The organism is Bradyrhizobium ivorense (assembly GCF_900696085.1).
GTDB classification, from domain to species: Bacteria; Pseudomonadota; Alphaproteobacteria; order Rhizobiales; family Xanthobacteraceae; genus Bradyrhizobium; species Bradyrhizobium ivorense.
Genome location: NZ_CAADFC020000007.1, coordinates 90,361 through 116,322, shown reverse-complemented (window position 1 = coordinate 116,322; position 25,962 = coordinate 90,361). Strand labels below are relative to the sequence as shown.

Here is a 25,962-nt window from a genome sequence, read left to right as displayed (position 1 = left end):
TCAATGTGGAGTGGCCCGATGATCGGCAAGCTGAAGGGCCTGATCGATTCCTACGGCGAGGATTATGTGATCCTCGACGTCGGCGGCGTCGGCTATCAGGTGCATTGTGCCGGCCGCACGCTGCAGGCGCTGCCGTCGCCGGGCGAGGCGGCGGTGCTGTCGATCGAGACCTATGTCCGCGAGGACCAGATCAAACTGTTCGGCTTCCGCAGCGATCACGAGCGCGAATGGTTTCGCCTGCTGCAGACCGTGCAGGGCGTCGGCGCCAAGGTCGCGCTTGCGGTGCTCGGCACGCTGCCGCCGACCGACCTCGCCAATGCGATCGCGCTGCGCGACAAGGCGGCGGTGGCGCGCACGCCGGGCGTCGGTCCCAAGGTCGCCGAGCGCATCGTCAGCGAGTTGAAGGACAAGGCGCCGGGCTTTGCCAATGTCGATCCTGCGGTGGTGCATCTGTCCGGCGCGCTCGACAACAACCGCGCGCCGCGTCCGGTCACGGATGCGATCTCCGCGCTGGTCAATCTCGGCTACGGCCAGCCGCAGGCGGCCGCCGCGATCGCCGCCGCCGCGCGCAGCGCCGGTGAGAAGGCGGAGACCGCGCACCTGATCCGGCTGGGCCTGAAGGAATTGTCGAAGTGAATACGCCCTCCCGCATTGTCACGCCTGAACGCCGCACCGATGATGTCGGCGACACTGCGCTGCGGCCGCAGTCGCTGACGGAGTTCGTCGGCCAGGCGCAGGCGCGCAAGAATCTCTCGATCTTCATCGAGGCGGCGAAGAAGCGCGGCGAGGCGCTCGACCATGTGCTGTTCGTCGGTCCGCCCGGCCTCGGCAAGACCACGCTGGCGCAGATCGTGGCGCGCGAGCTTGGTGTCGGCTTTCGTGCGACGTCAGGTCCTGTCATCGCCAAGGCCGGCGATCTTGCGGCGCTGCTCACCAATCTCGAAGAGCGCGACGTGCTGTTCATCGACGAAATCCATCGCCTCAGTCCCGCGGTGGAAGAGGTGCTCTATCCCGCGATGGAGGATTTTCAGCTCGACCTCATCATCGGCGAGGGCCCGGCGGCGCGCTCGGTCAAGATCGAGCTGGCAAAGTTCACGCTGGTCGGCGCCACGACGCGCGCGGGCCTCTTGACCAATCCGCTGCGCGACCGTTTTGGCATTCCGATCCGGCTCAACTTCTACACCGAGGAGGAGCTGGAAAAGATCGTCACCCGCGGCGCCCGCGTGCTCAACATCGGCATGAGCCCTGACGGCGCCAACGAGATCGCGCGCCGCGCCCGCGGCACGCCGCGCATCGCCGGCCGCCTGCTGCGCCGGGTCAGAGACTTTGCCTCCGCGGCGGACGCCGACTCCGTCGATCGCGGCATCGCCGACCGCGCGCTCAGCGCGCTCGAGGTCGACAGCGCCGGCCTCGATGCGATGGACCGCCGCTATCTCACGACGATCGCCCTCAACTACGGCGGCGGCCCGGTCGGGGTCGAGACCATGGCCGCGGCGCTGTCGGAGCCGCGCGATGCGATCGAGGACATCATCGAGCCCTATCTGATCCAGTGCGGCTACCTGCAGCGCACCCCGCGCGGGCGGCTGCTGACCTCGCATGCCTTCCGCCATCTCGGCCTCGCCGAGCCGAACCGCGACCCCGCGCAGTTCGGTCTGTTCGGCGGCAATGGCGACGACGACTAAGCTCGCTCCCGAAGACGTGATCAGTCGTGTTGGTGCAGCGCGCCGCCGCTGCCGGTAACGTTGACCGCTAACCATTGCAAAATCCCTGCAGACGTTCTGCACAAACGCGGCCCAATTCCGCTCCAATCCCGGGGCCATGGTTGTTGAGGCATGATCCGGAAAAGTGCGAAGCGGTTTTCCGAAGAGATCATGCCTAAGAGAAAGTTGAAGCGCGTCGCGCTTCAGGCATCACCGATCGAACGTCCATGATTTCACGTCGGCATTTTTTTCGCTCCGTTGGCGGGTTGACCGCCGCCGCGGCCTCGACCGCGGCCTATGGCGTCAGCGAGCCGGTCGTCCGGCTGGCGCTGACGCGCTATGATCTGTCGCCGCGGCAATGGCCGGCGAACTTTCCGCTCAGGATCGCCGCGCTCGCCGACATCCATGCCTGCGATCCCTGGATGTCGCTCGATCGCATCGCCGAAATCGTCGACCGCACCAACGCGCTGAAGCCCGACATCATCGTGCTGCTCGGCGACTATGTCGCGGGGCTGCGCCACGTCACGCGCTTCATTCCGGCCTCGGAGTGGGCCGCGGTGCTGGCCGGGCTGAAGGCGCCGCTCGGCATCCATGCCGTGCTCGGCAATCACGACTATTGGGACGACAAGACCGTGCAGCGCCAGGGGCAGGGTGTGCCGGTCGCGCGCCGCGCGCTGGAGCGGGCCGGCATTCCGGTTTACGAGAACGATGCGGTGCGCCTCACGAAAGATGGCCGTCCGTTCTGGCTCGCCGGCCTCGGCGATCAGCTCGCCTATATGCCGGCGCGGCGTTATCGCCAGATCGCGCGGATCGGCGCCGATGATCTCGGCGCGACGCTCGACAAGGTCACCGACGACGCGCCGGTGATTTTGCTCGCGCATGAGCCCGACATCGCGCGCCGCGTGCCGTCGCGCGTCGCGCTGCAGCTCTCCGGCCATACCCATGGCGGTCAGGTTCGGCTGCTCGGCTGGTCGCCGGCGGTGCCGGTGAAGCACGGCATGCGGCTCGCCTATGGGCATCTCAAGCTGAAATGCGACGTCATCGTCTCCGGCGGCCTCGGCTGCAGCATCATGCCGTTCCGCCTCGGCGTGCCGCCCGAAATCGTGCAGGTAACGCTGGGCGGCAAGGGGCCCTTGGTGTCCTGACCGCGCTTGCGCCGGCGGCCGATTTTGCGCAATAGAGCATGATCCGGAAAAGTGCGAAGCGGTTTTCCGACAAGAATCATGCGCAAATAAGCAGCCAAAGCACGATGACCAATCATCGCGCTTTGGCGCGCAACTTCAGGCAACCGGGGGCGCACATGACCTCACCCATTCTCGACGGCGAGATCCGCGACGGCCGCCACCACATGCAGGTCCGCGTCTATTACGAGGACACGGATTTCTCCGGCATCGTCTATCACGCCAATTATCTGCGCTTCATGGAGCGCGGGCGCACCAACCATCTCCGCCTGATGGGCGCCGAGCAGCAGGCGCTGTTCGAGGAAGCCGAGGCCGAGACCGGCGGCTTCGCCTTTGTGGTGCGCTCGATGACGCTGGATTTCCTCAAGCCCGCGCGGATGGATGACGTGCTCGACGTCGTCACCTGGCCGCTCGCGGTGAAGGGCGCCTCGATCATGCTGGCGCAGGAGATCCGCCGCCGCGATGACGTGCTTGTGAAGGCCGAGGTCCGCGTCGCCTTCATCAGCGGCGGCCGTGCGCAGCCGATACCGAAGCCGATCCGTGCGCTGATGAAGGCCGATATCGGCTAGCTATCGGCCGATAGGCGCGAGCCCATCGACTCTGCGCGCCACGGCGCTAGATTTGCCTGAGCCCAACCGCCGCAAGGAGCCTTCCATGTCACGCCCGCCGCTGCCGCCGTTTACCCGCGAGACCGCCGCGCAGAAGGCGCGCATGGCGGAGGATGCCTGGAATTCGCGCGATCCGGCGCGGGTCGCGCTCGCCTATACCGAGGACAGCCGCTGGCGCAACCGCTCCGAGGTGTTTGCCGGCCGCGCGGCCATTGTCGCCTTCCTCACCCGCAAATGGGAAAAGGAGCAGGACTATCGCCTGATCAAGGATCTCTGGGCGTTCGACGACAACCGCATCGCGGTGCGCTTCCAGTACGAATGGCACGATGCTGACGGCAACTGGTTTCGCTCCTACGGCAACGAGCAGTGGGAGTTCGACGAGCACGGCCTGATGCGCCGCCGCGAAGCCTCGATCAACGACATCGCGATCACGGAGAAGGACCGCCGCTTCCACTGGCCCGCCCCGGGCCCGCGTCCCGCCGACGTGCCGGGACTTGGCACGGAGCCGTTCTGATCTAAGTAGCCCGGATGGAGCGAAGCGCAATCCGGGATCGGTTTTTCCGCGGATGAAGCGGCCCCGGATTGCGCTACGCTTCATCCGGGCTACGGAATCGTTTGTGCGGACGCATCGAAAAACGTTTGCCAGTCTCGACGAAGATCGGTTTATTCTGGTCCGCGTTGCAACCTCACCGCGTCGCCGGACCCTTTCCATGCCAACGAAACGTTCTACGGCCGTTGCGGTCGCAGGCTTCCTCCTCGCGACTGCCAGCATAGCCGTTCCTATCCAGCCAAGCGCGGCGAAAGGCAAAATGCGCGGACCCGATACCTGGGGGCCGATGTTCACATCCCAAGTCGAGCGGTGCTGGCACAAGCCTGCCGCCGTCGGCGCCGAGACTGGGAAAATGAAGGTTGTTCTCGAGATCAGCCTGACTCGAGAGGGCAGACTCGTGGAGCAACCGTCCGTGTCGCCGGAGAGCAGTGCGACTGCGTCAGACTACGCGCAGGCCTATCAAAAGAGCGCCCTAAGAGCACTAACGGAATGCCAGCCGTACACCTTGCCGGCGGAATATTACGAGCAATGGAAGCACTTCATGCCGATCTTTGTCGAGTTGCCGGCCCCTCCAAAAGAGAAGGGGAAGCCAGGGACTGGTTTGTTCGATACGCGTACTCCTTCAATTTGCCGTGGCTGCTGACCGAAATGATTTGCGGGTGTAGCCCGGATGCAGCGAAGCGTAATCCGGGGCGGTCTCTCCTGCGGTGAAAGCGGCCCCGGATTGCGCTGCGCTCCATCCGGGCTACGCACTTCACCTCGCCCCGCTTGCGGGGAGAGGTCGGATCGCATGCAGCGAAGCGCAATGCGATCCGGGTGAGGGGGAGTCTCCGCGAATCCATCTTTCAGCGACTTCGCGGAGACTCCCCCTCATCCCGACCTTCTCCCCGCACGCGGGGAGAAGGAGAAGGCTACGCCGCCGCCTTGTGCCTTGCGAGCTCGGCCTTGTAGAGCTCGAATTCTTCCGCGATCGCCTTCGCAACCGACGGCCGTGTCCGCAGCCGCTCGTAATAGGCCTTCAGCGCCGGCCATTTTGCGAGCTCGATCGGCGGCGTCGCCATGGTCCAGTTGATGACGGTGACGAGATAGGCGTCGGCGACGCTGAAATGGTCGAGCAGATAGTCGCGGCCCTTCAGGTGGTTTTCCAGATAGTCGAGCCGCGAGGTGTATTTCTCGAGCGCATAGGCCTTCGCCTCCGGCGGCGCCTTCTTGTCGAGCAGCGGCAGGAACAGGCCCTTGTGCAGCTCGGTGCCGATGAAGCACAGCCATTGATGCAGCCGCGAGCGTTCGGCATTCGACGTGGTGCCGAGGCCGGCGCGCGGGAACTGGTCGGCGACATATTGCAGGATAGCGGCGTTCTCGGTCAGCACCACGCCGTCGTCGGTGCGCAAGGTCGGCACCAGGCCGAGCGGGTTGATCGAGTTGAAGTCGGACCCGTCGGTCCGCACCTGTTTTGTCTTCGGATCGACCTCGAGGAAGTTGGCCGGCTGGCCGGCCTCGTACAGCGCGACGCGGGTCGCCATCGAGCAGGCGAGCGGCGAGAAATACAGATCCATGGGTGCCTCCTTGGGGTGTTCGGCGCGGGTGTCCCGGCCACGGTTGATTTTTGTACTGTCTTGCATAATATGGAATGCGTCAAGGAATTTAATGCGAAATGGTACAAAAAAATAAGCAGCCGCCATCTGCTGCCAAACCACAAGCTGCCAAAGCCGCAGCGCCCGCAGAGCCGAAGCGGCGCGGGCGGCCGCGCGCCTATGAGCCCGATGTCGCGCTCGGCCGGGCGCTCGAACTGTTCAGGCGCGACGGTTTTGCCGCCACTTCGCTCGATGATCTCTCCGCCGCGACAGGGATGAACCGACCGAGCCTCTACGGCGCGTTCGGCGACAAGCGCGCCCTGTATATCAAGAGCTACCAGCGCTACCGCGACGAGGCGCGCGCCGCGATGATCGAGATCTTTCGTGCCGAGGCGCCGCTGCGCGACCGGCTGGCGCGCATCTATGCGATCGCGCTCGACATCTATCTGTCCGGCGCGTCAGGTCCACGCGGCTGTTTCACGGTGATGACGGCGGCCTCCGAAGCGGTGTCCGATCCCGACATCCGCGCAATGGTGTTGGAAGGCCTGACCGAGATGGACAAGGCGTTTTCGACCTGCTTCCGCCTCGCCAAGGAGCGCGGCGAACTGCCTGAAGGCGCCGACCCGATTGCGCTGGCGCAACTCGCCTCCGCCACCATCCACACCATCGCGATCCGCGCCCGCGCCCATGTTCCGCGCAAGGAGCTCGAGGCGATCGTGCAGGGCGCCATCGACGTGATGTGCGGGCCGAAATAGCAGCGGAATTTCCCGAACCGCAAATGTCGGCGTCTGACTTTCCCGCCCGTCTTCCTAGAGTGGCCACAAACGGAAGCGGAACACGATGGGAAAAGTCAGGACTTCAGCATTCACGGTCTCGATCGACGGCTTTGGCGCCGCTCCAAATCAGAGCCTGGAAAATCCATTCGGCGAGGGCGGCATGATTCTGCCCACCTGGTACCTCGGGACGCGAACGTTTCGCGCCATGTTCGGCCAGGATGGCGGTGGTACCGGGCTCGACGACGATTTCGCCCGCAAGTCGATGGAGAATGTCGGCGCCTGGATTCTCGGGCGAAACATGTTCGGCCCGGTTCGCGGCCCATGGCCGGATCATTCCTGGAAAGGCTGGTGGGGTGACACGCCGCCGTACCACACGCCGGTGTTCGTGCTGACCCATCACGCGCGGCCGGACCTCGAGATGCAGGGCGGCACCACCTTCCACTTCGTGACCGACGGCATCGAAGCCGCGTTGCGCCGGGCGCGCGAGGTCGCGCACGGCAAGGACATCCGGGTCGGCGGCGGCGTGTCGGTGGTGCGGCAATTCCTGCAGGCGGGTTTGCTCGACGAATTGCATGTGGCGCAGTCGCCGGTGCTGCTCGGCGCCGGCGAGAACCTGTTCGCCGGGCTGGATCTGCCGCGCCTCGGCTATCAGGTCGTCACGCATGTCGCGAGCCCGAACGCCACGCACCTCACCTTCGCGCGCAGATCGTAGGCTCCTCTTCACCTCGCGCCGCTTGCGGGGAGAGGTCGCATCGCATCGGAGATGCGATGCGGGTGAGGGGGAGTCTCCGCGAGTGTGTCTCTCACCGTATGCGCGGAAGCAGCCCCTCACCCCAGCCCTCTCCCCGTAAGAACGGGGAGAGGGAGCTTTGCGGCCGTCGCCGCCGAAAATCCGTCATTGACGCGCGCGCGATTTGGTCGTAGTTAACCGATAGGTTATTTAACCGATACGGAAAATACGGATGCAGCCGGACCCCCTGAGCTCGACCTTTGCGGCGCTGGCCGATCCGACCCGGCGCGCGATCCTGGCGCGGCTCGCGCTCGGCGAGACCTCGGTGATGGAGCTGGCAAAGCCGTTCGACATGAGCCTGCCGGCGATCTCGAAGCATCTGAAGGTGCTCGAGCATGCCGGGCTGATCTCGCGCGGGCGCGAAGCGCAGTGGCGGCCGTGCCGGATCGCGCCGGTCGCGTTCAGGGAGGTCGACGGCTGGCTCGGAAATTTCCGCCGCTTCTGGGACGAAAGCTTCAACCGGCTCGACGGCCTGCTCGAGGAGATGAAGGCGGAGGAGGCGGCCAAGGTAACGGCCAAGGCCTCGCCGCGGAAGAAATCCAAAGTCAGAGTAACCAAGGAGAAGCAACGTGGACGCACGCGTGGATAGGAAGCTGAAGGTCACCACCCCGTCGGACCTGGAAATCGCGATGACCCGCGAGTTCGACGCGCCCCGGCATCTGGTGTTCGATGCAATGACAAAACCGGAATTCGTGGTCCGCTGGCTCGGCTGCGGCGCGATGACGATGCCGGTCTGCGAGATCGATTTGCGCGTCGGCGGCGCCTATCGCTACGTATTCCGCTCGTCCGACGGTATCGAGCACGTGTTGAGAGGAACCTACCGCGAAGTGGTGCGTCCGGAGTACGTTGTGTTCGGCGAAACCTTCTGCATGCCCGGCTTCACCAGCGAGGAATACCAGGTGACGTCGATCTTCACCGAGATGGGCGGCAAGACCAAGCTGACGACGATCATCGAGCACCCCACCAAGGAGGCGCGCGACGGTCACCTCAATTCCGGCATCGAAAAGGGCGTCGAGCCCGCCTACGACCGCCTCGCCGACGTGGTTGCCGCGATGGCGTGAGCTGCGCGGTAACCGGACGCCGGGACAAAAAATTGCAGCACAATGTCGGATGCGGGCAGCCGCATCCGTCATCGTGCCGTGGCGGCTGCGTACCGCGGTCGCTGTTGTCAGGAAAGGCCCTCAACATGTCCCAGCCCGCGCAGGTCGTGATCCCGCATCTGGTGGTCAATGACGGCAATGCCGCCGTCGATTTCTATAAAAAGGCGCTCGGCGCCACCGAAGTCCTGCGCATGCCGGCGCAGGACGGCAAGCGGCTGATGCACGCCGAGATCAACGCCTATGGTGCCCGGATCATGCTGATGGATGATTTCCCCGAGCACCGCGGCACCCATGTCGATGCCGTGTTCCCGCCGGACCAGCTCAAGGGCACCTCGGTGACCATGCATCTCGAGGTCGAGAATTGCGATGCCGCGGTGAAACGCGCCGCCGACGCCGGCGCCACCGTGACCATGGAACCGTGGGATGCCTTCTGGGGCGCCCGCTACGGCCGCGTCATCGATCCGTTCGGCCATTCCTGGAGCTTTGCCCACGCGCTGCCGGCGAAGGGGTAGCACGCCGATCCCTCCAGCAGTCATTGCGAGCGAAGCGAAGCAATCCATGCTTCCGCGTGGGGAGCGATGGATTGCTTCGTCGCTTCGCTCCTCGCAATGACGCAAGGCTGTAGCCCGGATGGAGCGAAGCGCAATCCGGGATCAGTCTGTCCGCTGCAAAGACCCCGGATTTCGCTGCGCTGAATCCGGGCTACGGGTTGCCGTCAATACCCCCGCGTCCGATCCACCAAATTCTCCAGCGCGCCGCCGGCCTCGAAGCGGGCGATCTGCTGCGCGACGTATTTCGAGATCTCGTCGGCGTCGGTGTCGGCGGCGTTGTGCGGCGTCAGCACCACTTTCGGATGGCTCCAGAACGGGCTCGCCGCGGGCAGCGGCTCGGTCTCGTAGACGTCGAGCGAGGCGGCGCCCAGCGTGCCGTCGTCGAGCGCGCGCAGGATGTCGGGCTCGTTCTGCAGGCCACCGCGGCCGGCATTGATCAGCACCGGCGCGCCGAGCGGGCTGTCGCGGTTCAGTCTGATAAAGACGTCGCGGTTGAGAACATGCCGCGTGTCCGGCGTCAGCGGCAGCAGGCAAACCAGAATGTTGCTCTGGCGCAGGAATTGATCGAGCCCGTCAGCGCCATGGAAGCAGGCGATGCCGTCGATCGCTTTTGCGCTGCGGCTCCAGCCGACAACGCGGAAGCCGAGCGCCCGCAGCGCGCGCGCCGAGGCGGCGCCCAGGGTGCCGAGCCCCATGATGCCGACGGTGATCGCGCCCGCCGCCCACTGATATTTCGGCGCCCAGCGCTTCTCCCGCTGCGACTCCCGCAGATAGAGCTCCTGGCGGTGATGCATCAGCACATGCAGCACGACATATTCGGTCATGCGGTCGGTGAGATCGCCGACCGCGACCCGCACCAAGGGCACGTCGGGCAGCGAGCGGTCGGCCATCAGCGCGTCGACGCCGGCGCCGAGATTGAAGATGACCCGCAGATTTTTGAACGCGGCGAGTTCGCCCGGCTTTGGTTTCCACACCGCCGCATAGTGGACTTCGTCCGGATCAAGCGCTTCGTCCGGCAGCAGCACCACGGAGCGGTCGGGACAGACCGTGTCGAACCGCTTTTTCCAGCGCGACGACGACCAGTTTTCGGTGCCGCCGTTGACCAGCAGCGCCAGCGCGCCCTTACCCATCCAGATACCTCCGAGGTTTGTGTGACTGATGTCACAGAGCGGCTATCGACGGCCCCGTAAAACTCCTGCCATCAACAGGGGAGAACTTCCATGCGCAAACTGGTCCTGATGTCGGCTTTCGTCCTCGCCTCTGTCGTCACCGCCGAGGCCGGCCAGAGCCGCAGCCTCGTGCTCGCGGCCCATGACACGCCCGCGCCGGCGGCCGAGACCGCGCCGGCTGCCAATCCACAAGCGGTTCAGGCGCAGCAGGTCGAAGCGCCGCAGGTCCAAGCGCCACAAGTCCAGCCGCAGGCCGCATCGGCCGAGCAGCCGAAGCAGCAGGCCGCAAAGCCCGCGAAGAGGAGCTACGCGCGCCGCCGGGAGAGCGACGAGGCCAAGGCGCGCCGCATCGCCGCCCGCTACGGCGTCTATTGGTGACCACGACCGCAAGCTGCGGCCGGCACCGCTGCAACGCGGCGTCGCATGAAGGTTTGTGGATCGCGCTGACGTTCGTTTATCACGCGGAACGGTGCCGGTTCGCCGTCCCCAAATTTCTTTGGACCCCTGTCGGTGGCGGGCATAATCGTTCGTTCTTGGAAATGAACGGAGATGCCTTCTCGATGCTGTACGCCATCCTCTGCTATCATGACGAAGACATGGTCGGTTCCTGGAGCAAGGAACACGACACTGAAGTCATGCAGAAATTGTCCGTGGTGCAGGAAAAGCTCGCCAAGCAGGGCCGGCTCGGCCCGGTGGCGCGGCTGTTGCCGACCACGGCGGCGACCACGCTGCGCAAGGACGACCCGCCGCTGGTGCTGGACGGCCCGTTTGCGGAGACCAAGGAACAGCTGCTCGGCTTCTACGTCGTCGACTGCAAGAACCTCGACGAGGCGCTCGACGTCGCGCGTGACCTCGGCAAGGCCAACCCCGGCGGCACCTATGAGATCCGCCCGGTCGGCGTGTTCCGGCCCGGGAGTGTAGAACAATGACCGACACCGCCTGGATCGATGCCGCGTTGACCTCCGCGCGTCCCCAGGCGGTCGGTGCGCTGCTGCGCTATTTCCGCAACCTCGACACCGCAGAGGAGGCCTTTCAGAACGCCTGCCTGCGGGCGCTGAAGAGCTGGCCGCAGAACGGGCCGCCGCGCGATCCCGCGGCGTGGCTGATCATGGTCGGCCGCAACGTCGCGATCGACGACATCAGGCGCACCAAAAAGCAGGAACCGTTGCCCGACGACGACCAGGCAATCTCCGACATCGACGACGCCGAGGATGAGATCGCCGAGCGGCTCGACGGCTCGCACTACCGCGACGACATCCTGCGGCTGCTGTTTATATGCTGCCACAAGGACCTGCCGGCGACGCAGCAGATCGCGCTCGCGCTGCGCATCGTCTCCGGCCTCTCGGTGAAGCAGATCGCGCGCGCCTTCCTGGTCTCGGAGGCCGCGATGGAGCAGCGCATCACGCGGGCCAAGACGCGCGTCGCCGATGCCAAGGTGCCGTTCGAGACCCCGGGCGCGGTCGAGCGCAGCGAGCGGTTGGTCTCGGTCGCCGCGATGATCTACCTGATCTTCAACGAGGGCTATTCGGCGAGCGGCGACACCGCGGAAATCCGCAGCCCGCTGTGCGAGGAGGCGATCCGCCTCGCGCGCCTGCTGCTGCGGCTGTTCCAGAGCGAGCCGGAGATCATGGGGCTGACCGCGCTGCTGTTGCTGCAGCACGCCCGCGCCGCCGCGCGCTTCGACGCCGACGGCCAGGTGATCCTGCTCGAGGATCAGGACCGCAGCCTGTGGAATCAGAAGCTGATCGCCGAGGGGCTGGCGCTGATCGACAAGGCGATGCGTCACCGCAGGAGCGGGCCCTACCAGGTGCAGTCCGCGATCGCGGCCCTGCACGCCCGCGCCGAGAAGCCCGAGGATACCGACTGGGCGCAGATCGATCTGCTCTATGGCGCGCTCGAGATCATGCAGCCGTCGCCGGTGGTGACGCTCAACCGCGCGGTCGCGGTCTCCAAGGTGCGGGGCGCCGAAGCCGCGCTCGAGATGATCGAGCCGTTGGCGCCGCGGCTCTCCAACTACTTCCATTACTTCGGCGTGCGCGGCGCCTTCCTGATGCAGCTCGGCCGCAACGAGGAAGCCCGCGTCGCCTTCGACCGTGCGATTGCGCTCGCCAACACCACCGCCGAAGCCGCCCACATCCGCATGCATATCGACCGCCTGATGCGCGACAGCCAGCCGAGTAAGGCGAAGGCGAAGTAGCAGCGCGGCGCCGTTGCTGTTCGGGTGCAGGTCGAGAAACTTCCCGTGTGATACCCCTCTCCCCAACCCTCCCCCGCAAGGGGGGAGGGAGCCCTGCCGCCGGTGGCTCTCTCACACGAGGGCGGGAATATCGCGCGCCTATCACAGATCAATCCAGTGGGGTGTCGTGCGAACTTCCCTTAGATCCGATCAAGTGAGGTGAGCACGCTGGTCAGGCTCCCTCCCCCCTTGCGGGGGAGGGTTGGGGAGAGGGGTACGCCCCGGGCGCGTTGACCGACGCATGCGTCGCTCTCGCAATCCTGCCGCCACCGCCGGTCTCATCGCGCTCCCGAAAAATCTTCGTCGTCATTGTCGGTCCCGTACTCGCCCGTTCGTCATGGTGGCAGAACATCCTCAACCCTTGCGGAGCCTGTCATGTCGCTGATCATCGAGCCCGAACTTCCCAAGCCTGCCCGCATCACCGGCCGCGTCATGAGCGGCCTCGTCATCCTGTTTCTGCTGTTCGACGGCGCGATGAAGCTGATCCCGTTGCCAATCGTCACCGAGACCATGGACAAGATGGGCTACGGCGCGAGCGACACCCTGGCGCGCAGCCTCGGCATCATCACCATCGTCTGCACGCTGCTGTATTCGGTGCCGCCGACCTCGATCCTCGGCGCGATCCTGCTCACCGGCTATCTCGGCGGCGCGATCGCATCCCATGTGCGGATCGACAGCCCGCTGTTCACGCACACGCTGTTCGGGCTCTATCTCGGCCTGCTGCTGTGGGGCGGGCTTTACCTGCGCGACGGCAATCTGCGCGCGCTGATTCCGTTTCGCCGCTGAACACCTCTTCAACCATTGCTTAAGGAAACAGTCATGCTTGAGATCATTGGCATCATCGCCGTCATCCTCGCGATCGCGATTGCGGTCGTTCTCATCCTCGCCGCGACCAAGCCGAGCACGTTCCGGGTCACGCGCGCCGCCAGCATCAAGGCGCCGGCCGATCGGATCTTTCCGCTGATCAACGACTTCCATCAGTGGGTGGCGTGGTCGCCTTACGAGAACCGGGATCCCGCGCTGAAGCGGACCTATCAGGGCCCGCAAAGCGGGCAGGGCGCGGTCTATGCCTGGGACGGCAACAAGAACGTCGGCGCCGGCCGGATGGAGATCCTGCAGGCCGAGACGCCGTCGAAGATCGTGATCAAGCTCGATTTCTTCAAGCCGTTCGAGGGCCACAACACCGCCGAGTTCACAATGCTGCCGCAGGGCGATGCGACCAACGTCACATGGACCATGTATGGTCCGGCCGTCTTCATGTCGAAAGTGATGCAGGTGTTCATGAACCTGGATCACATGATCGGCAGGGATTTTGAAGTCGGCCTTGCCAACCTGAAGAAGCTGACTGAAAAGTAGGGCGTTTTCGCGCGAAGCGGACACCGGTTCGCATCAGGAAGACGCGTCAAACAAAAGTCTGGTACCCAAGGAGCACGCGATGCAGGTCAACCCCTATCTCTCCTTCGACGGCAATTGCGACGCCGCGCTGAAGTTCTATCAAAAGGTGCTCGGCGCGAAGATCGAACTGACCTTCCCCTACGGCGAGGGCAATGCCGAGATGCAGACCCCGCCCGGCTGGCAAAACAAGATCATGCACGCCAAGATCACGATCGACGGCGAGATCATCATGGCCTCCGACGCCCCTCCCGGCCACTTCCAGAAGCCGCAAGGTTTCTCCGTGGCGCTGCAGGTCGAGGATCCCGCTGATGCCGAGCGCCGCTTCAAGGCGCTGTCCGAAGGCGGCACCGTCACCCTGCCGTTCGGCAAGACCTTCTTCTCCAAGGGCTTTGGCATGTGCGTCGATCAGTTCGGCATCCCCTGGATGGTGAACTGTCCGCAGGAGATGTAGGGCCCGGTACCCTTGTCGGACCGTCATCCCCGCGTAACGGCCGTGCCGTTGTCGCTGGAGGTGGCCGCTTCTTCAACGGCCCTCGAAGGATCGACGGCCCGGCAGGTGGCCGATTCATAACCGCTTCGTAGCCCGGATGAAGCGAAGCGCAATCCGGGTCACCGATCCGCGCGGGAAATTCCCGGATTGCGCTGCGCTCCATCCGGGCTACGACACTGTCAAGCGGGCCTCACCTGCATCTTGGATAGATCGCCGCGAGCTCGCGGCCGCGCAGCAGCAGCAGGCGCGAGGTCAGGCCGCCGCGGCGGACGATCCAGCCGCGCACCGGTGCCGGATAGGCTTGCAGCACGGCCACCGAGGCTTCCGGCTCGGCGTAGATGCGGCCACGCCGGTCGATCGAGCGCGCGGCGTGGAAGCCGAGTACCGCGCGGCGCGTCACGCAGATGCGATCGTTCGGCACCATCGAGAGCACCAGCGTGCAGGCCGACAGGCACGGGCCGTCGATCACCACGCGCTCGCCGGACTCGCGCACCTTCTCGAACAGGTCGATGAACGGGCCGACCTGTCCGCCCGGGCTTGCGAGGATGCGCACCTCGGCGTGCGCGGCGGGAATCACAGCGCCGAGCGCAGCCGCCACCAAGATCGTCCTGATTGCCACCATGCGCATCGGCAGTCCCCCCTCGGTTGACGACGTCCGGCCAAGTTACGCTAGCCCATGCGGCGACAATTTGTCAGCCCGCGCCCGACACCCCGGCCTCGGCAAAGGTCGCCATCCCGCCATGGCAGGCGAGCGCCGCGCGCAGCAACAGGATCGCGACACCCGCGCCGGAGGCTTCGCCGAGCCGCATGTCGAGATCGAGCAGCGGCACAAGCGCGAGCTCGCGCAGCAATTCGCGGTGGCCGAGCTCGGCCGAGACATGTCCGGCGCGGCAATGCGCGAGGCTGCCGGGCGCAAGCTTGGCCAGCGGCAGCACCGCTGATGTCGCCACAAAGCCGTCGAGCAGCACCGGAATGCACCGCGCCCGCGCCGCCAGCACCGCACCCGCGATTGCCGCGAGCTCGCGCCCGCCGAGCGCCATCGCCACCGCGAGCGGATCGTGGAGCCGGTCGCGATGGAATTTCAGCGCCGCATCGATCGTCAAACGCTTGCGCAACAGCCCGGCATCGTCGACGCCGGTGCCGCGGCCGGCCCAGCGCGCGCCGCGGCCGCCCATCAGGGCCGCGCACAGCGTCGCGGCCACCGTGGTGTTGGCGATGCCCATCTCGCCGACCACCAGCAGGTCGCATTGCTCCGGCACCGTGCGCCAGCCGGCGTCGAGCGCGAGCAGGAAATCCGCCGTGTCCATCGCCGGCGCCATGGTGAAATCGCGGGTCGGCCGCGCCAGCTCGAGCGGCTCGACCCGCAGCTCGGCGCCGGCCAGTTTCGCGATCTGGTTGATCGCAGCGCCGCCGGCGGCGAAGTTCGCCACCATCTGCGCCGTGACCTCGGACGGGTAGGCGGAGACGCCGCGTTCCGCGATGCCGTGATTGCCGGCGAACACCGCGATGGTGATCTGGTCGAGCCGCGGCTGCTCGCGTCCCTGCCAGCGCGCCAGCCAGATCGCAAGCTCCTCCAGCCGGCCGAGGCTGCCCGGCGGTTTGGTCAAATTCCGCTGGCGCAGCGCAGCGGCCTCCGCGGCGGCGTCGTCACCTCCGGGCAGCTCGCGACAAAAGCCGCTGATATCGTCTAGGGTACTGAACTGCATGCGATTCCCTCGTCGAGCGGGGCGCAAGCTAAAGCATGATCCGGAACGCTGTGAAGCGGTTTTCCGACAGGATCATGCCCAACAAGAAGCTCCTCGAAGGCTGTAATCATGCGTGAATGGCTCGACGATCTCAGGACCGCCACCGCCTTCCTGACCCGGCTGCCGATGCCGCATCGGGACGGCGCGCGGCCGGAGAATTTTGCCCGGGCGCAGCGGCTGTTTCCCGTTGTCGGGGCGCTGATCGGGGCCGCGATCGGGCTGTTTTGTATGCTGCTGCGCGCGGCCGGTGTGCCGGACCTCGCCGCCGCGGCGCTCGCGCTCGGCGGCGGCGCGCTGTTGACCGGCGCGCTGCATGAGGACGGGCTTGCCGACGTCGCCGACGGTTTTGGCGGCGGCCGCGATGTCGCGGCCAAGCTCGAGATCATGCGCGACAGCCGGCTCGGCACCTATGGCGCGCTGGCGCTGCTGGTCGGCTTTGCCGCCAAGCTTGCGGCGCTGGCGGCGATCCCGAATGGCGTGGTCGTGCAGAGCCTGATCGCCGCGCATGCGCTGGGCCGCGGCGTGCTGCCGTGGTTGTCGATCAGCCTGTCCAATGCGCGCAGCGACGGGCTTGCTGCCAATGCCGGCCGGCCCGACGGCGCGATCGCTGCGATCGGTGTGGGCATCGCGCTTGTGATTGCGTTTCTGATGCTTCCGTTCGCGAGCGCGCTGCTCGCCGCGATCGCGGCCGGCGCCGCGGCGCTGATCATGGCGCTGCTGGCCAAGCGGCAGATCGGCGGCCTGACCGGCGACGTGCTCGGCGGCGCCGAGCAGGTCGCGGAGACCGCGATCCTGCTGCTGCTCGCAGCCCGGCTGGGGTGAGCGTGATGAATAGCGAAACCCGGCTCTGGCTGATCCGACACGCCCCGGTCGACGGGCCGCGCGGCGTGATCCACGCACCCGATGCGCCGGCCGATCTCGGCGATGCCGCGGCCTTCGCGGCGCTGCGCGTGCGGCTGCCGGAGCGCGGCTTCGCCGTCTGCAGCCCGGCGCGGCGCACAAGCGAGACCGCGGCGCGGCTCGGCCTCGCGGCGATCGAGGACGATGCCTTCCGCGAGCAGGATTTTGGCGACTGGACCGGCCGCCGCCACAGCGAGCTCGAGGCCGAGCTCGGCGCCGCCTATGGGGCGTTCTGGCACGCACCCGCGACCAACCGGCCGCCCGGCGGCGAAAGCTTTGCCGATCAGATCGAGCGAGCGCGGGCCGGGCTCGCGCGGTTGCCGGCTGATGATGTCGTGCTGGTGGTGCATTCCGGCACCATTCGCGCGCTGCTCGCGATCGCGCTCGAGCTTGCGCCGGAACTGGCGTTGCGCTTCGTCATCGACCCGCTGTCGCTGACCCGGATCGACCGGCTGCAGGGTGCCTGGCGCGTGGTCGCGGTGAACCAGCGGTGATATAGCCAGTGCAGGAGGGCAGGGTGCAGGAGGCCACACATGAAATTACTCGGAGCATTGCTGCTCGCGCTCGGCGTTCTCTGGATGACAAGGCCGGCGGCGGCGCAAACCTATGATGCGCGCTACCCGATCTGCATGCGGGTTTACGGCGAGCTGATCGGCGAGCGGATGGACTGTCTGTTCACATCGATGGATCAGTGCCAGGGCGCCGCGGCGGGGCTGCCGGCGACCTGCCTGGTCAACCCCTATTACGCTGCCAGGCAGCCGCGCCCGCGCGGGTTTTGAACGGTGATCGTCGGCTCGCGTTCGCAAACCGCGGCCGTTGAGGGATTGCGCTACCCGTTGCGCCGCTGGCCGCGCAGCGTCGGCAGGCCGATGCCGGCGGCGTCAAAGCCGCCGTCGACGGCGAGGATCTGGCCGGTGATGTAGCTGGCGCTGTCCGAGCAGAGGAAGAAGATGGCGTCCGCCAGCTCCTCTTCCAGCCCGTAGCGATTCAGCGGGATCGCGTCGTGGTAATCGGCGCGGATCTCCGCCGTGTGCACGGCTTTCGCCATCGCGGTCTCGACCGGGCCGGGCGCGACGGCATTGACGCGGATGCCGAGCGAAGCGAGCTCGACCGCGAGCTGTTTTGTCAAATGCGCAAGCCCAGCCTTGCTGGTGCCGTAGGCCGAGCGCAGCGTCGAGGCGCGCACCGCCGAGATCGAGGTGATATTGACGATCGCGCCGCCGCCGTGCTCGCGCATCACAGGCGCGGCGGCCTTGGTGCACAGGAACGGGCCGGTGAGGTTGACCGCGATGATCCGGCTCCAGTCGGCATCCGACGTCTCCAGCACCGGCGCGAACACCGCGACGCCGGCGTTGTTGACCAGCGCATCGAGCCGGCCGAAGCGCTGGTTGACCGCCGCGATCGCCGCCGCTACCGCTTCTGCGTCAGAAACGTCGCAGGTCAGCGCCAGCGTGTCGTCGGGCCGCTCCAGCGCCGCCACCGCGCGCGCCTGCAACTCGCCCTCGATATCGAGCAGCGCGACGCGCCAGCCCTCGGCGAGAAAGCGTTTTGCGGTCGCGAGCCCGATGCCGCGCGCGGCGCCGGTCACCAGTGCGACTTTCTGTGCGGGAGAATTCATCAGGCGTCCGTCGTTCGAGGCTCGACCCGTCTGCGATCTTTGCCCGGTGATGTCAACCGCGCGGCCCAAATATCGCCGAGCTAAGATGTCGGCGCGGAGCGCTCCGGTTCGTCCTGTGCCCGTGGACCAGATTAATGGAGTTCCGGATGTCACTTACACTGCATTACCACCCGCTGTCGTCGTTCTGCTGGAAGGCGCTGATCGCGCTCCACGAGAACGGTACGGCGTTTACGCCGAACCTGGTCAATCTCGGCGATCCGGCGCAGCGCGCCGCGCTGCTCGCGCTCTGGCCGATCGGCCGCTTTCCCGTGCTTGAGGACGCGGCCCGCGGCGAGACGGTGCCGGAATCGAGCATCGTCATCGAATATCTCGACCGCCATTATCCGGGCGCCAAGAGGCTGATCCCCGAGGATCCCGCGCTCGCGCTGCAGACCCGGCAGCGCGATCGTGTCATCGACCTCTACATCCATCTGCCGATGCAGAAGGTCGTGCTCGACCGGCTCCGCCCGGCGGACCGGCGCGATCCCCTCGGCGTCGCGGAGGCGCGCGCCCAGATCCGCACCACCTACGCGCTGCTCGAACGTGAGATCGCGGACGGCGGCTGGATGATGGGCGAGCGCTTCACGCTGGCCGACTGCTCGGCGGCGCCGGCGCTGTTCTACGGTGACATGAACGAGCCGTTCGGCGACGGCCATCCGCGGCTTGCCGCCTATCTGGAACGGCTGAAGGCGCGGCCGTCCTTCGCGCGCGTGCTCGAGGCGGCCGAGCCCTATTTCGGCATGCTGCCGAAGGACGGCTGAGCGCGGTTCCGCCTCAAAAGAAAATCCCGGCCCGCTTGTCGCATTCGGGCCGCCCCGTTCGTCTTCCATCCGAGGCCCGGGTTCCGGAGCGATTGCCGCTTCGGATGCCCGGGCAACGCATGTGGAGATGACATGGCTGCAGCTGGCAACAAGGCGGAGACCATCCGCGCGATCTTCGCCGCCTATCTCGCCAACGACCGTGCCACGGTCGAGAACGCGTTTGCGGACGAGTTCCGCTTCACCTCGCCCTACGACGATGCCATCGACAAGCCGACCTATTTCGAAAGGTGCTGGCGCGACAGCAACTGGATCGGCCGCCACGCGATCGAGCGCATCATGGTCGACGGCAGTGACGCCTTCGTCACCTATCAATGCGTCGCCAAGGACGGCACGCGCTTTCGCAACACCGAATTCTTCGTGTTCGACGGCGACAAGGTGCAGCGCATCGACGTCTATTTCGGCCCGGAATACCGGGACGGCGCGCTGGTCAGGCGAGAACGCTGAAGCATGATCCGGAAAACTGCGCGACATCGCGCCGCAATGACCTGGCAAATAATTTCATCGGGCGTGTCGGCGCGGCAAGGTCCGCATCGTCTTTCAGGCGAGCAGCGGCCAAACCGGCCTTGAGGACAACGGAGCAGGACGATGAAGTTCATGGTGATCGTGAAGGCGAACAAGGACACCGAGGCCGGCGTGATGCCGAGCACCGAACTGCTCGCCGCAATGGGCAAGTTCAACGAGGAGATGGTCAAGGCCGGTGTGATGCAGGCCGGCGAGGGGCTGCATCCGACCAACAAGGGCGCGCGCGTGAAATATGCGGGCGGGCAGGGCACCGTGACCCGCGGGCCGTTCAGCCTCACCGGCGATCTCGTCTGCGGCTTCTGGCTGATCGAGACCAAATCGCTCGACGAGGCCATCGACTGGATGAAGCGCGCGCCGTTCGACGGCGGCTCCGAGATCGAAATCCGCCAGGTTTTCGCGGCCGAGGATTTCGGCGAGGCGTTGACCCCCGAATTGCGCGACCAGGAAGAGCGCCTGCGCGCCCAGACCACGAAGAAGTGACGAAGCGTTATTCCGCGGCGGCTCGCAGGGCTGAACCCGGAATCCAGAAGTTGTTGCATGAGATTCCGGGCAGGCCTCGGAATGACATCGGAAAAAGGAACCAACAATGCGTTTCATGATGCTGATGATCCCGCACGGCTACGAGACCGCGCCGGCCAAGCTCGACCTCGACCCCGAGCGCGTCGCCGCGATGATGAAGTACAATCAGGCGCTGAAGGATGCCGGCGTGCTGATCACGCTGGAGGGCCTGCATCCGCCGGCGACCGGCGCCCGAGTCAGCTTCGCGACCGGCGAGCCTGTCGTCACCGACGGTCCGTTCACCGAGGCCAAGGAGGTGATCGGCGGCTTCTGGATGATCGACGTCGCCTCGCGCGCGGAGGCGATCGCATGGGCGAAGAAGTGCCCGGCCACCGCCAACGAGGTCATCGAGATCCGCCAGGTCCAGGAGATGGGCGACTTCTCCGAGGAGGTGCAGCAGGCGGCGGCCACCTTCGAGCATCCGCAGGGTGGCTGGGGCAAGGCGCTGCGCTGATCCACCAACTATGCAACCCAACCAACCACAACGGAGCACACGATGAGCGCCACCAAAACATTCCTCGCGGTCTATCTCGGCAGCGGCAGCACTGGCAGCGGCATGGCCGCCTGGAACGCGATGCCCGAAGCCGAGCGGCGCGCCAAGGAGCAGCAGGGCATGGCAGCCTGGGGCGCCTGGGTCGAAAAGCACAAGGACGTGCTGGTCGAGATGGGCGGGCCGCTCGGCAAGACCAAGCGGGTCGGCCCCGGCGGGATCGCCGACATCTCCAACCTGATGACCGGCTTCACCGTGGTGCGCGCCGAGTCGCACGAGGCCGCCGCAAAACTGTTCGAGAACCACCCGCACTTCACGATCTTCCCGGGCGAAGCGGTGGAGATCATGCCGGTGCTGCCGATCCCGGGTCGGTAAGGTCTTCGTAGCCCGGATGCAGCGAAGCGAAATCCGGGGGCGGTCTCTTCGTCGCGAGGTCACCCCGGATTGCGCTGCGCTCCATCCGGGCAACGGACTGAGCGAGCCGCCGCCGCGATATCTCCCCGTCATCCTGAGGTGCGAGCTCTTGCGAGCCTCGAAGGATGAATCGGCCCGGCTGGTCGCCGTCGACCCTTCGAGGGCCGCTGAAGAAGCGGCCACCTCAGGGTGACGGGGCGAGAAAGCGTTTGCGGTGACGCGGTCCGTTAATCTTGGTCGGGGCCGCATCCCGCCGCTAGTGACCTTTACCGCGACCTCATGTAAAAGCCGTTCACATGAGCTGGCGGAAGGACCAAGGCCGCAGCGAGCGCGGCTATCATCACGGCAATCTCAAAGAGGCGTTGCTGCAGGCCGCCCTCGACCTGATTTCGAAGAAGGGGCCGGCCGGCTTCACCTTCGCCGATGCCGCGCGCATGGCCGGCGTCAGCCCGGCGGCGCCGTACCGGCATTTCCGCGACCGCGACGAATTGATCGCCAGCATCGCGCAGCGCGGCTTCGAGCAGTTTGAGCAGCAGCTGACGCAGGCCTGGGACGACGGCCGCCCCGACACCGTCACGGCGTTCGAGCGGGTCGGCAAGGCCTATCTCGCCTTCGCGCGCCAGGAGCCCGCATTCTACTCGGCGATGTTCGAATCCGGGCTGCCGCCCGATGCAAATCCGGCGCTCATGGCCGCCGGCGAGCGCGCCTTTGCGATCATCCGTGCCGCTGCCGAGCGGCTTGCCGCGCTGGCGCCGCCCGGCACGCCGCGCCCGCCGGCGATGATGATGGCGCTGCACATCTGGTCGATGTCGCATGGCGTGGCCTCGTTGTTCGGCCGCGGCGATGCCGCGCGCAGAAAACTGCCGATGTCGGCGGAGGACCTGCTCGAGGCCGAGGTGCTGATCTATCTGCGCGGCCTCGGCTTCCCCACCGATCGCCGGCCGGGTGCCACGCCGCCGCCGCTGAACGACAAGCCGACCGGCGACAAGGCCGGCGAAAAGGCTGGTCCTTGGGGCAAGGCGAAATAAAGTTTCAAAAATAGACCCGAAAATAATTAGCTGGGTGCGTCATCCGCTCCGCTTGACTTCGCCAAGGGATCGGCTATCTATGTAAATGTTATTTACATTCACAACGGCGTGATGCCGTGATGGAGAAGGGAAATGGCCTACACCGCTGATGTCAATCGCTGGCGCGGCCCCGTCGAAGAGCAGTACCCGCCGCACATGCACTGGGCGCCGTGGCACCCCCTCAAGATCGCGCTGATCATCCTCGGCTTCATGATCTGGTGGCCGATCGGTCTCGCCATTCTCTTTTTCACACTCGGGAGCAGAAAGATGGCCTGTTGGAGTCACCACGACATGGATCGCTGGCAGAACAAGATGGAGCGGATGCAGTACAAGATGGACCGGATGCGTGACCGCATGGAGCGCCGCGGTTTTGGCTTCGGCTTCGGCCCGCCCTCGAGCGGCAACCGCGCCTTCGACGAATATCGCACCGAGACGCTGCGCCGTCTTGAGGAGGAGCAGAAGGAGTTCAAGGATTTCCTGAACCGCCTGCGTCACGCCAAGGACAAGGAAGAGTTCGACGCCTTCATGGCCCAGCAGCGGACCCGTCCGACCCCGCCGAACGAGCCGCCGCCGCAGAGCTAAGCCGCGCGGCACCAAGCTAAGCCTTCAGGCGATGTGCCCCCATAGCACCTGATGGCCACGAGCCGCCCGCTTGCGCAACGCAAGCGGGCGGTTTCGCTTTTGGACGAGTGCGTCGAACCGCACCAGAAGTTGGAAGCACTGTGAGGGGGGCACAGCGTTCAGGCTCCCTCTCCCCTTGCGGGAGAGGGTTGGGGAGAGGGGTGGCCCCGGGCGCTGACGTCGGTCGTTGTACGAAATCACATCAACCTGCATCTCGACCCTCGAACACAGCTCTTCGTGTCCAACCAAGATCGGAGCATGCGGCACCCCTCTCCCTAACCCTCTCCCGCAAGGGGAGAGGGAACCCTCGCAGCATTGCGTCCCTCACTCGGTGCTGCTTGCGTTTCGGCGTTCTCGTGCTCAATTCTGGAGTCCGACGACGAGAGCGCCTCATGAACACGGCAAAATTCCTGTCGACCCGCGAACTCTGGCAGCAGCTCCGCCGCGAGGCGGATGCCGCCATGGCTGCCGATTCCATGCTCAGCGCAGCAGCCGCCACCATCCTCGATCACCCCGATCTCAGCAGCGCGCTGGCGTCCTTGATCGGCCAGCGCATCGGTAGCGCCGGAGCCGATCGCGCGCAGTTCACCCGCACAGCGCGCGAGGCGTTCGCCGCCGAGCCGGCGCTGGTCGAAGCGGCGAGCCGCGATCTGCAAGCCATCGTTCGCCGCGATCCCGCGATCACCGGCCTGCTGCCACCGCTCTTGAACTTCAAGGGTTTTGTGGCGCTGCAGGCCTGGCGGGTCTCGAACTGGCTGTGGCGCGGCGGCCGCGCCGATCTCGCGCGGCTGATGCAAAGCGCGGCCTCGGACCAGCTCCAGGTCAGCATTCATCCGTCGGCCGCGATCGGCACGCAGGTGTTTCTGGACCACGGCACTGGCCTGATCATCGGCGCGCTGGTTGCGATCGGCGACGAGGCGACGATCCTGCAGAACGTCACGATCTCGCGCGATCAGGCTGATCCGCGCCGCGCCCCGAGGATCGGCCGCGGCGTCCTGCTCAGCGCCGGTGCCACCGTGATCGGCGACATCAGCATCGGCGACTTCGCCAAAATCGGCGCCGGCGCGCTGGTGACCTCGGACGTGCCGCCCGGCTGCACCGCCGTCGGCGTCCCCGCGCGGCTGACCAACTGCGCGGAAGCGGCGATGCCGTGAGCGGCGCGCCGGCGAGATGGGCGCCGCCTTCGATTTCCGTAATACCGATGGATTCGTATTTTCGGAATTTTCTCTTGACGCGCCCCCCAACTCAGATGTCTAATGCCGCCGTCTCACCCGATCGAGGGGCGCTTCGCGAGTCGTCACAAGTGTTGCGGTGAGATGCGGTGGACGCCGGGTGTGTGGCTGACGAGAGCACGCCAGGCGGACGGTGAAGTCGTGCAGGCCTGACGCCCTAGTGGCAGGTGTCCTCCGGCAAGGCGCGCAAGCGCCTTTGCCGTAGCGGTGACAAAAAAGCCCAGTCTCGCCGGGGTAAGCACGTATAAGCCGTAACCCATCGCGCAGGGAAAGCCGGAGTATCCGGTTTCACCTGTGGTCCTACCCCGGTGCTTTTTGTTGCACCGGGCCCATGGGTGCGATCGGCACCCGGCTTTCCCTGCGCCCTCTGCCAACGGAGAGGGCGGAACGAAGAGCAAAACTCGGGCAGGTCATGCCGCGGGAACGCGAGACTATGCTTTGACCGCGCACTTGCTGTTTTCCCGTCATCCCCGCGCAAAGGCTTCGCCTTTGTCGCTGGAGGTGCGAGCCTTGCGGCGCACTTGCGCCGCAAGGCTCGCACCTCAGGATGACGGTGTTGGTTTGCTCAGCTTGCTCGGTGTCATCACCCGGCTTGACCGGGTGATCCAGTATTCCAGAGACGCCGGTGATAGAAGCGAGAGGCCGCGGCGTACTGGATCGCCCGGTCCATGTGCGCAATTGCGCACAGGCCGGGCGATGACAGCGGTGGGTGAGGACAAAGCTTCGCACCCTCTCAGGATGACGGTCCAGCGGTTGCGCCGCGACTTCCGTTCCCGGCACCCACCCTTGCAACCCTGCTCGGCAAACCGCGAAGCCCGCGCCGATGGACTCGCGTTATGTTATAATATAACATTGTTCCCATGGCCCATACGCACTCCCACCCCCACGAACATTCCCACGCCCATCACGGCCACAGCCACGGCCCGGCAGCGCCGCATCCGGCCCAGATCGCGCCCTGGTCGATCCTGCGCATGACGGTTCCGGCGCGCCTGGCGGCGGCGCTGGCGGTCAGCGCCGGGCTGTGGGGCGTCGTCTGGCTGGCGATGAGGTAGGGCCGTGGGCGCGCTGGTCACCTTCCGGGATGTCACGCTCGGCTATGACCGCCACCCGGCGGTGCACCACCTCAACGGCGTGGTCGAGGCGGGGGCGCTGCTTGCCGTGATCGGCCCCAACGGCGCCGGCAAGTCGACCTTGCTGCGCGGCATCGCCGGCGTGCTCAAGCCGCTGGCGGGCGTGATCGATCTCGACGGGCTCGACCACCGCGACATCGCCTATCTGCCGCAGTCGGCCGACATCGACCGAACCTTCCCGATCGCGGTGTTCGACTTCGTCGGCACCGGGCTGTGGCGCGCCACCGGATTCTTTGGCGGCATCGCCAAGGCCGCGCGGGACAAGATTTTGGCGGCGATCGCCGCGGTCGGGCTCAACGGCTTCGAGAACCGGCCGATCGGCACGCTGTCCGGCGGCCAGATGCAGCGCATGCTGTTCGCCCGCGTGCTGCTGCAGGACGCCCGCCTGATCGTGCTCGACGAACCCTTCAACGCCATCGACGCCAAGACCACCGCCGACCTGCTGGCGCTGGTGAAGCGCTGGAACACCGAGGGGCGCACCGTGCTGGCGGCGCTGCACGACCTCGACATGGTGCGCAACAATTTCCCGGAGACGCTGCTGCTGGCGCGCGGCCCGGTGGAATGGGGCCCGACCGCAGAGGCGCTGACACCAGACAATCTGATGGTCGCGATGCGGATGTGCGAGGCCTTCGACGACTCGGCTGCCGCCTGCGCCGTCGATCCGCGCTCGAGGGCCGCCTGACGC

35 protein-coding genes are annotated in these 25,962 nt (G+C 66.2%); 30 read left to right on the top strand and 5 right to left on the bottom strand.

What is annotated here, in order from left to right; translation table 11 throughout:
- Nucleotides 1–18: 18 nt before the first annotated feature.
- The 6 genes from ruvA (at nt 19) to CI41S_RS45480 (ending at nt 4,682) form a co-directional block, all read left to right on the top strand.
- Entirely contained in the window at nt 19–636 is a 618-nt protein-coding gene (ruvA, locus tag CI41S_RS10915; RefSeq protein WP_139858962.1) for a Holliday junction branch migration protein RuvA, read from the top strand.
- Nucleotides 633–1,682: a Holliday junction branch migration DNA helicase RuvB gene (gene ruvB / locus CI41S_RS10910; RefSeq protein ID WP_139480579.1), complete on the top strand. Its 1,050-nt coding sequence runs from the start codon at nt 633–635 to the stop codon at nt 1,680–1,682. Before ruvA ends, ruvB begins: the two co-directional genes overlap by 4 nt.
- 245 nt (nt 1,683–1,927) lie before the next feature.
- Nucleotides 1,928–2,845 carry a metallophosphoesterase gene (locus CI41S_RS10905; RefSeq protein WP_139858961.1) on the top strand — a complete coding sequence of 306 codons (918 nt, stop codon included), beginning with the start codon at nt 1,928–1,930 and terminating at the stop codon, nt 2,843–2,845.
- 155 nt (nt 2,846–3,000) lie between these two features.
- Nucleotides 3,001–3,450, top strand: coding sequence for a tol-pal system-associated acyl-CoA thioesterase (gene ybgC, locus CI41S_RS10900; protein ID WP_139480581.1), 450 nt, complete (start codon nt 3,001–3,003; stop codon nt 3,448–3,450).
- A gap of 85 nt (nt 3,451–3,535) precedes the next feature.
- Nucleotides 3,536–4,003 (top strand): nuclear transport factor 2 family protein, encoded by a 468-nt coding sequence (locus tag CI41S_RS10895; protein ID WP_139858960.1) that lies wholly within the window; start codon nt 3,536–3,538, stop codon nt 4,001–4,003.
- 52 nt (nt 4,004–4,055) lie between these two features.
- The gene (locus CI41S_RS45480; protein ID WP_488230466.1) at nt 4,056–4,682 is read left to right on the top strand and encodes a hypothetical protein; all 627 of its coding nucleotides are present in this window, start codon (nt 4,056–4,058) and stop codon (nt 4,680–4,682) included.
- 268 nt (nt 4,683–4,950) lie between these two features.
- On the opposite strand, the gene CI41S_RS10890 is transcribed toward CI41S_RS45480, so the two are convergent.
- A complete protein-coding gene (locus tag CI41S_RS10890) occupies nt 4,951–5,595 on the bottom strand; it encodes a glutathione binding-like protein (protein WP_139858959.1) in 645 nt (214 codons plus the stop codon).
- Nucleotides 5,596–5,693: 98 nt separating this feature from the next.
- Between CI41S_RS10890 and CI41S_RS10885 the strand changes: the two genes are divergently transcribed.
- The 5 genes from CI41S_RS10885 to CI41S_RS10865 all read left to right on the top strand — a co-directional run bounded on the left by CI41S_RS10885 (nt 5,694) and on the right by CI41S_RS10865 (nt 8,791).
- Nucleotides 5,694–6,368, top strand: coding sequence for a TetR/AcrR family transcriptional regulator (locus CI41S_RS10885; protein WP_139858958.1), 675 nt, complete (start codon nt 5,694–5,696; stop codon nt 6,366–6,368).
- A gap of 85 nt (nt 6,369–6,453) precedes the next feature.
- Nucleotides 6,454–7,101: a dihydrofolate reductase family protein gene (locus CI41S_RS10880; protein WP_139858957.1), complete on the top strand. Its 648-nt coding sequence runs from the start codon at nt 6,454–6,456 to the stop codon at nt 7,099–7,101.
- Between the two features lie 250 nt (nt 7,102–7,351).
- Nucleotides 7,352–7,768 (top strand): ArsR/SmtB family transcription factor, encoded by a 417-nt coding sequence (locus CI41S_RS10875; protein WP_139858956.1) that lies wholly within the window; start codon nt 7,352–7,354, stop codon nt 7,766–7,768.
- Nucleotides 7,749–8,240: an SRPBCC family protein gene (locus CI41S_RS10870; protein WP_210241723.1), complete on the top strand. Its 492-nt coding sequence runs from the start codon at nt 7,749–7,751 to the stop codon at nt 8,238–8,240. The genes CI41S_RS10875 and CI41S_RS10870 overlap by 20 nt, the downstream gene beginning before the upstream one ends.
- Before the next feature lie 125 nt (nt 8,241–8,365).
- A complete protein-coding gene (locus CI41S_RS10865) occupies nt 8,366–8,791 on the top strand; it encodes a VOC family protein (protein WP_139858955.1) in 426 nt (141 codons plus the stop codon).
- Between the two features lie 203 nt (nt 8,792–8,994).
- Here CI41S_RS10865 and CI41S_RS10860 read toward each other — a convergent pair whose 3' ends face one another.
- A complete protein-coding gene (locus CI41S_RS10860; protein ID WP_139480589.1) occupies nt 8,995–9,960 on the bottom strand; it encodes a 2-hydroxyacid dehydrogenase in 966 nt (321 codons plus the stop codon).
- 90 nt (nt 9,961–10,050) lie between these two features.
- Between CI41S_RS10860 and CI41S_RS10855 the strand changes: the two genes are divergently transcribed.
- From CI41S_RS10855 to CI41S_RS10830, 6 genes are all read left to right on the top strand, one after another.
- Complete coding sequence (locus CI41S_RS10855) at nt 10,051–10,377, top strand: hypothetical protein (protein WP_139858954.1); 327 nt, start codon at nt 10,051–10,053, stop codon at nt 10,375–10,377.
- Nucleotides 10,378–10,559: 182 nt separating this feature from the next.
- The gene (locus CI41S_RS10850) at nt 10,560–10,928 is read left to right on the top strand and encodes a YciI family protein (RefSeq protein ID WP_139858953.1); all 369 of its coding nucleotides are present in this window, start codon (nt 10,560–10,562) and stop codon (nt 10,926–10,928) included.
- Nucleotides 10,925–12,196 carry an RNA polymerase sigma factor gene (locus CI41S_RS10845; RefSeq protein WP_139480592.1) on the top strand — a complete coding sequence of 424 codons (1,272 nt, stop codon included), beginning with the start codon at nt 10,925–10,927 and terminating at the stop codon, nt 12,194–12,196. The genes CI41S_RS10850 and CI41S_RS10845 overlap by 4 nt, the downstream gene beginning before the upstream one ends.
- A 414-nt stretch (nt 12,197–12,610) precedes the next feature.
- Entirely contained in the window at nt 12,611–13,021 is a 411-nt protein-coding gene (locus CI41S_RS10840; RefSeq protein ID WP_139480593.1) for a DoxX family protein, read from the top strand.
- Nucleotides 13,022–13,054: 33 nt separating this feature from the next.
- The gene (locus tag CI41S_RS10835; protein ID WP_139480594.1) at nt 13,055–13,591 is read left to right on the top strand and encodes an SRPBCC family protein; all 537 of its coding nucleotides are present in this window, start codon (nt 13,055–13,057) and stop codon (nt 13,589–13,591) included.
- 79 nt (nt 13,592–13,670) lie between these two features.
- On the top strand, nt 13,671–14,081 hold the full coding sequence (locus CI41S_RS10830; RefSeq protein ID WP_139858952.1) for a VOC family protein: 411 nt from the start codon (nt 13,671–13,673) through the stop codon (nt 14,079–14,081).
- Between the two features lie 229 nt (nt 14,082–14,310).
- On the opposite strand, the gene CI41S_RS10825 is transcribed toward CI41S_RS10830, so the two are convergent.
- Both CI41S_RS10825 and cobT read right to left on the bottom strand, forming a co-directional pair.
- Nucleotides 14,311–14,748 carry a hypothetical protein gene (locus CI41S_RS10825; RefSeq protein ID WP_139858951.1) on the bottom strand — a complete coding sequence of 146 codons (438 nt, stop codon included), beginning with the start codon at nt 14,746–14,748 and terminating at the stop codon, nt 14,311–14,313.
- Nucleotides 14,749–14,812: 64 nt separating this feature from the next.
- Entirely contained in the window at nt 14,813–15,826 is a 1,014-nt protein-coding gene (gene cobT, locus CI41S_RS10820) for a nicotinate-nucleotide--dimethylbenzimidazole phosphoribosyltransferase (protein WP_139858950.1), read from the bottom strand.
- Nucleotides 15,827–15,934: 108 nt separating this feature from the next.
- On the opposite strand from cobT, the gene cobS reads away from it, so the two are divergent.
- From cobS to CI41S_RS10805, 3 genes are read left to right on the top strand one after another with little or no spacing between them, the layout of a single operon-like run.
- A complete protein-coding gene (gene cobS, locus CI41S_RS10815; protein ID WP_139858949.1) occupies nt 15,935–16,687 on the top strand; it encodes an adenosylcobinamide-GDP ribazoletransferase in 753 nt (250 codons plus the stop codon).
- 5 nt (nt 16,688–16,692) lie between these two features.
- Entirely contained in the window at nt 16,693–17,259 is a 567-nt protein-coding gene (locus CI41S_RS10810) for a histidine phosphatase family protein (protein WP_139858948.1), read from the top strand.
- 39 nt (nt 17,260–17,298) lie between these two features.
- A complete protein-coding gene (locus CI41S_RS10805) occupies nt 17,299–17,544 on the top strand; it encodes a DUF3551 domain-containing protein (RefSeq protein ID WP_139480600.1) in 246 nt (81 codons plus the stop codon).
- 50 nt (nt 17,545–17,594) lie between these two features.
- Here the strand turns inward: CI41S_RS10805 and CI41S_RS10800 are convergent, their stop codons facing one another.
- Nucleotides 17,595–18,383 (bottom strand): SDR family NAD(P)-dependent oxidoreductase, encoded by a 789-nt coding sequence (locus CI41S_RS10800; protein WP_139858947.1) that lies wholly within the window; start codon nt 18,381–18,383, stop codon nt 17,595–17,597.
- A gap of 146 nt (nt 18,384–18,529) precedes the next feature.
- On the opposite strand from CI41S_RS10800, the gene CI41S_RS10795 reads away from it, so the two are divergent.
- From CI41S_RS10795 to CI41S_RS10750, 10 genes are all read left to right on the top strand, one after another.
- Nucleotides 18,530–19,183 (top strand): glutathione S-transferase family protein, encoded by a 654-nt coding sequence (locus CI41S_RS10795; protein WP_139858946.1) that lies wholly within the window; start codon nt 18,530–18,532, stop codon nt 19,181–19,183.
- A 132-nt stretch (nt 19,184–19,315) separates the two neighbouring features.
- Nucleotides 19,316–19,687 (top strand): nuclear transport factor 2 family protein, encoded by a 372-nt coding sequence (locus CI41S_RS10790; protein WP_139858945.1) that lies wholly within the window; start codon nt 19,316–19,318, stop codon nt 19,685–19,687.
- Between the two features lie 141 nt (nt 19,688–19,828).
- Entirely contained in the window at nt 19,829–20,245 is a 417-nt protein-coding gene (locus tag CI41S_RS10785) for a YciI family protein (RefSeq protein WP_139858944.1), read from the top strand.
- A 106-nt stretch (nt 20,246–20,351) separates the two neighbouring features.
- Entirely contained in the window at nt 20,352–20,777 is a 426-nt protein-coding gene (locus CI41S_RS10780) for a YciI family protein (protein WP_139858943.1), read from the top strand.
- A 42-nt stretch (nt 20,778–20,819) separates the two neighbouring features.
- A complete protein-coding gene (locus CI41S_RS10775) occupies nt 20,820–21,188 on the top strand; it encodes a YciI family protein (RefSeq protein WP_139858942.1) in 369 nt (122 codons plus the stop codon).
- 335 nt (nt 21,189–21,523) lie between these two features.
- Entirely contained in the window at nt 21,524–22,255 is a 732-nt protein-coding gene (locus tag CI41S_RS10770; protein ID WP_139480607.1) for a TetR/AcrR family transcriptional regulator, read from the top strand.
- A 132-nt stretch (nt 22,256–22,387) separates the two neighbouring features.
- A complete protein-coding gene (locus CI41S_RS10765; RefSeq protein ID WP_139480608.1) occupies nt 22,388–22,876 on the top strand; it encodes a DUF2852 domain-containing protein in 489 nt (162 codons plus the stop codon).
- A 431-nt stretch (nt 22,877–23,307) separates the two neighbouring features.
- Nucleotides 23,308–24,069, top strand: a complete 762-nt coding sequence (locus tag CI41S_RS10760) for a serine acetyltransferase domain-containing protein (protein ID WP_139858941.1) — start codon at nt 23,308–23,310, stop codon at nt 24,067–24,069.
- Nucleotides 24,070–25,007: 938 nt separating this feature from the next.
- Complete coding sequence (locus CI41S_RS10755; protein ID WP_139858940.1) at nt 25,008–25,199, top strand: hypothetical protein; 192 nt, start codon at nt 25,008–25,010, stop codon at nt 25,197–25,199.
- A gap of 4 nt (nt 25,200–25,203) precedes the next feature.
- Nucleotides 25,204–25,959 (top strand): metal ABC transporter ATP-binding protein, encoded by a 756-nt coding sequence (locus tag CI41S_RS10750; protein ID WP_139858939.1) that lies wholly within the window; start codon nt 25,204–25,206, stop codon nt 25,957–25,959.
- The last annotated feature ends 3 nt before the right edge of the window (nt 25,960–25,962 follow it).

Coding starts and splice junctions, on each gene's coding strand:
- cobT (WP_139858950.1), bottom strand. CDS start 15,826: ATGCAGTTCAGTACCCTAGACGATATCAGCGGCTTTTGTCGCGAGCTG.
- CI41S_RS10895 (WP_139858960.1), top strand. CDS start 3,536: ATGTCACGCCCGCCGCTGCCGCCGTTTACCCGCGAGACCGCCGCGCAG.
- CI41S_RS10860 (WP_139480589.1), bottom strand. CDS start 9,960: ATGGGTAAGGGCGCGCTGGCGCTGCTGGTCAACGGCGGCACCGAAAAC.
- CI41S_RS10835 (WP_139480594.1), top strand. CDS start 13,055: ATGCTTGAGATCATTGGCATCATCGCCGTCATCCTCGCGATCGCGATT.
- CI41S_RS10880 (WP_139858957.1), top strand. CDS start 6,454: ATGGGAAAAGTCAGGACTTCAGCATTCACGGTCTCGATCGACGGCTTT.
- CI41S_RS10760 (WP_139858941.1), top strand. CDS start 23,308: ATGAACACGGCAAAATTCCTGTCGACCCGCGAACTCTGGCAGCAGCTC.
- CI41S_RS10770 (WP_139480607.1), top strand. CDS start 21,524: ATGAGCTGGCGGAAGGACCAAGGCCGCAGCGAGCGCGGCTATCATCAC.
- CI41S_RS10905 (WP_139858961.1), top strand. CDS start 1,928: ATGATTTCACGTCGGCATTTTTTTCGCTCCGTTGGCGGGTTGACCGCC.
- ybgC (WP_139480581.1), top strand. CDS start 3,001: ATGACCTCACCCATTCTCGACGGCGAGATCCGCGACGGCCGCCACCAC.
- CI41S_RS10865 (WP_139858955.1), top strand. CDS start 8,366: ATGTCCCAGCCCGCGCAGGTCGTGATCCCGCATCTGGTGGTCAATGAC.
- CI41S_RS10765 (WP_139480608.1), top strand. CDS start 22,388: ATGGCCTACACCGCTGATGTCAATCGCTGGCGCGGCCCCGTCGAAGAG.
- CI41S_RS10825 (WP_139858951.1), bottom strand. CDS start 14,748: ATGCGCATGGTGGCAATCAGGACGATCTTGGTGGCGGCTGCGCTCGGC.
- CI41S_RS10855 (WP_139858954.1), top strand. CDS start 10,051: ATGCGCAAACTGGTCCTGATGTCGGCTTTCGTCCTCGCCTCTGTCGTC.
- CI41S_RS10850 (WP_139858953.1), top strand. CDS start 10,560: ATGCTGTACGCCATCCTCTGCTATCATGACGAAGACATGGTCGGTTCC.
- CI41S_RS10785 (WP_139858944.1), top strand. CDS start 19,829: ATGAAGTTCATGGTGATCGTGAAGGCGAACAAGGACACCGAGGCCGGC.
- CI41S_RS10885 (WP_139858958.1), top strand. CDS start 5,694: ATGGTACAAAAAAATAAGCAGCCGCCATCTGCTGCCAAACCACAAGCT.
- CI41S_RS10775 (WP_139858942.1), top strand. CDS start 20,820: ATGAGCGCCACCAAAACATTCCTCGCGGTCTATCTCGGCAGCGGCAGC.
- ruvA (WP_139858962.1), top strand. CDS start 19: ATGATCGGCAAGCTGAAGGGCCTGATCGATTCCTACGGCGAGGATTAT.
- cobS (WP_139858949.1), top strand. CDS start 15,935: ATGCGTGAATGGCTCGACGATCTCAGGACCGCCACCGCCTTCCTGACC.
- CI41S_RS10890 (WP_139858959.1), bottom strand. CDS start 5,595: ATGGATCTGTATTTCTCGCCGCTCGCCTGCTCGATGGCGACCCGCGTC.
- CI41S_RS10810 (WP_139858948.1), top strand. CDS start 16,693: ATGAATAGCGAAACCCGGCTCTGGCTGATCCGACACGCCCCGGTCGAC.
- CI41S_RS10830 (WP_139858952.1), top strand. CDS start 13,671: ATGCAGGTCAACCCCTATCTCTCCTTCGACGGCAATTGCGACGCCGCG.
- CI41S_RS10755 (WP_139858940.1), top strand. CDS start 25,008: ATGGCCCATACGCACTCCCACCCCCACGAACATTCCCACGCCCATCAC.
- CI41S_RS10845 (WP_139480592.1), top strand. CDS start 10,925: ATGACCGACACCGCCTGGATCGATGCCGCGTTGACCTCCGCGCGTCCC.
- CI41S_RS10790 (WP_139858945.1), top strand. CDS start 19,316: ATGGCTGCAGCTGGCAACAAGGCGGAGACCATCCGCGCGATCTTCGCC.
- CI41S_RS10840 (WP_139480593.1), top strand. CDS start 12,611: ATGTCGCTGATCATCGAGCCCGAACTTCCCAAGCCTGCCCGCATCACC.
- CI41S_RS10780 (WP_139858943.1), top strand. CDS start 20,352: ATGCGTTTCATGATGCTGATGATCCCGCACGGCTACGAGACCGCGCCG.
- CI41S_RS10795 (WP_139858946.1), top strand. CDS start 18,530: ATGTCACTTACACTGCATTACCACCCGCTGTCGTCGTTCTGCTGGAAG.
- CI41S_RS10800 (WP_139858947.1), bottom strand. CDS start 18,383: ATGAATTCTCCCGCACAGAAAGTCGCACTGGTGACCGGCGCCGCGCGC.
- CI41S_RS10805 (WP_139480600.1), top strand. CDS start 17,299: ATGAAATTACTCGGAGCATTGCTGCTCGCGCTCGGCGTTCTCTGGATG.
- CI41S_RS10875 (WP_139858956.1), top strand. CDS start 7,352: ATGCAGCCGGACCCCCTGAGCTCGACCTTTGCGGCGCTGGCCGATCCG.
- CI41S_RS45480 (WP_488230466.1), top strand. CDS start 4,056: ATGAAGCGGCCCCGGATTGCGCTACGCTTCATCCGGGCTACGGAATCG.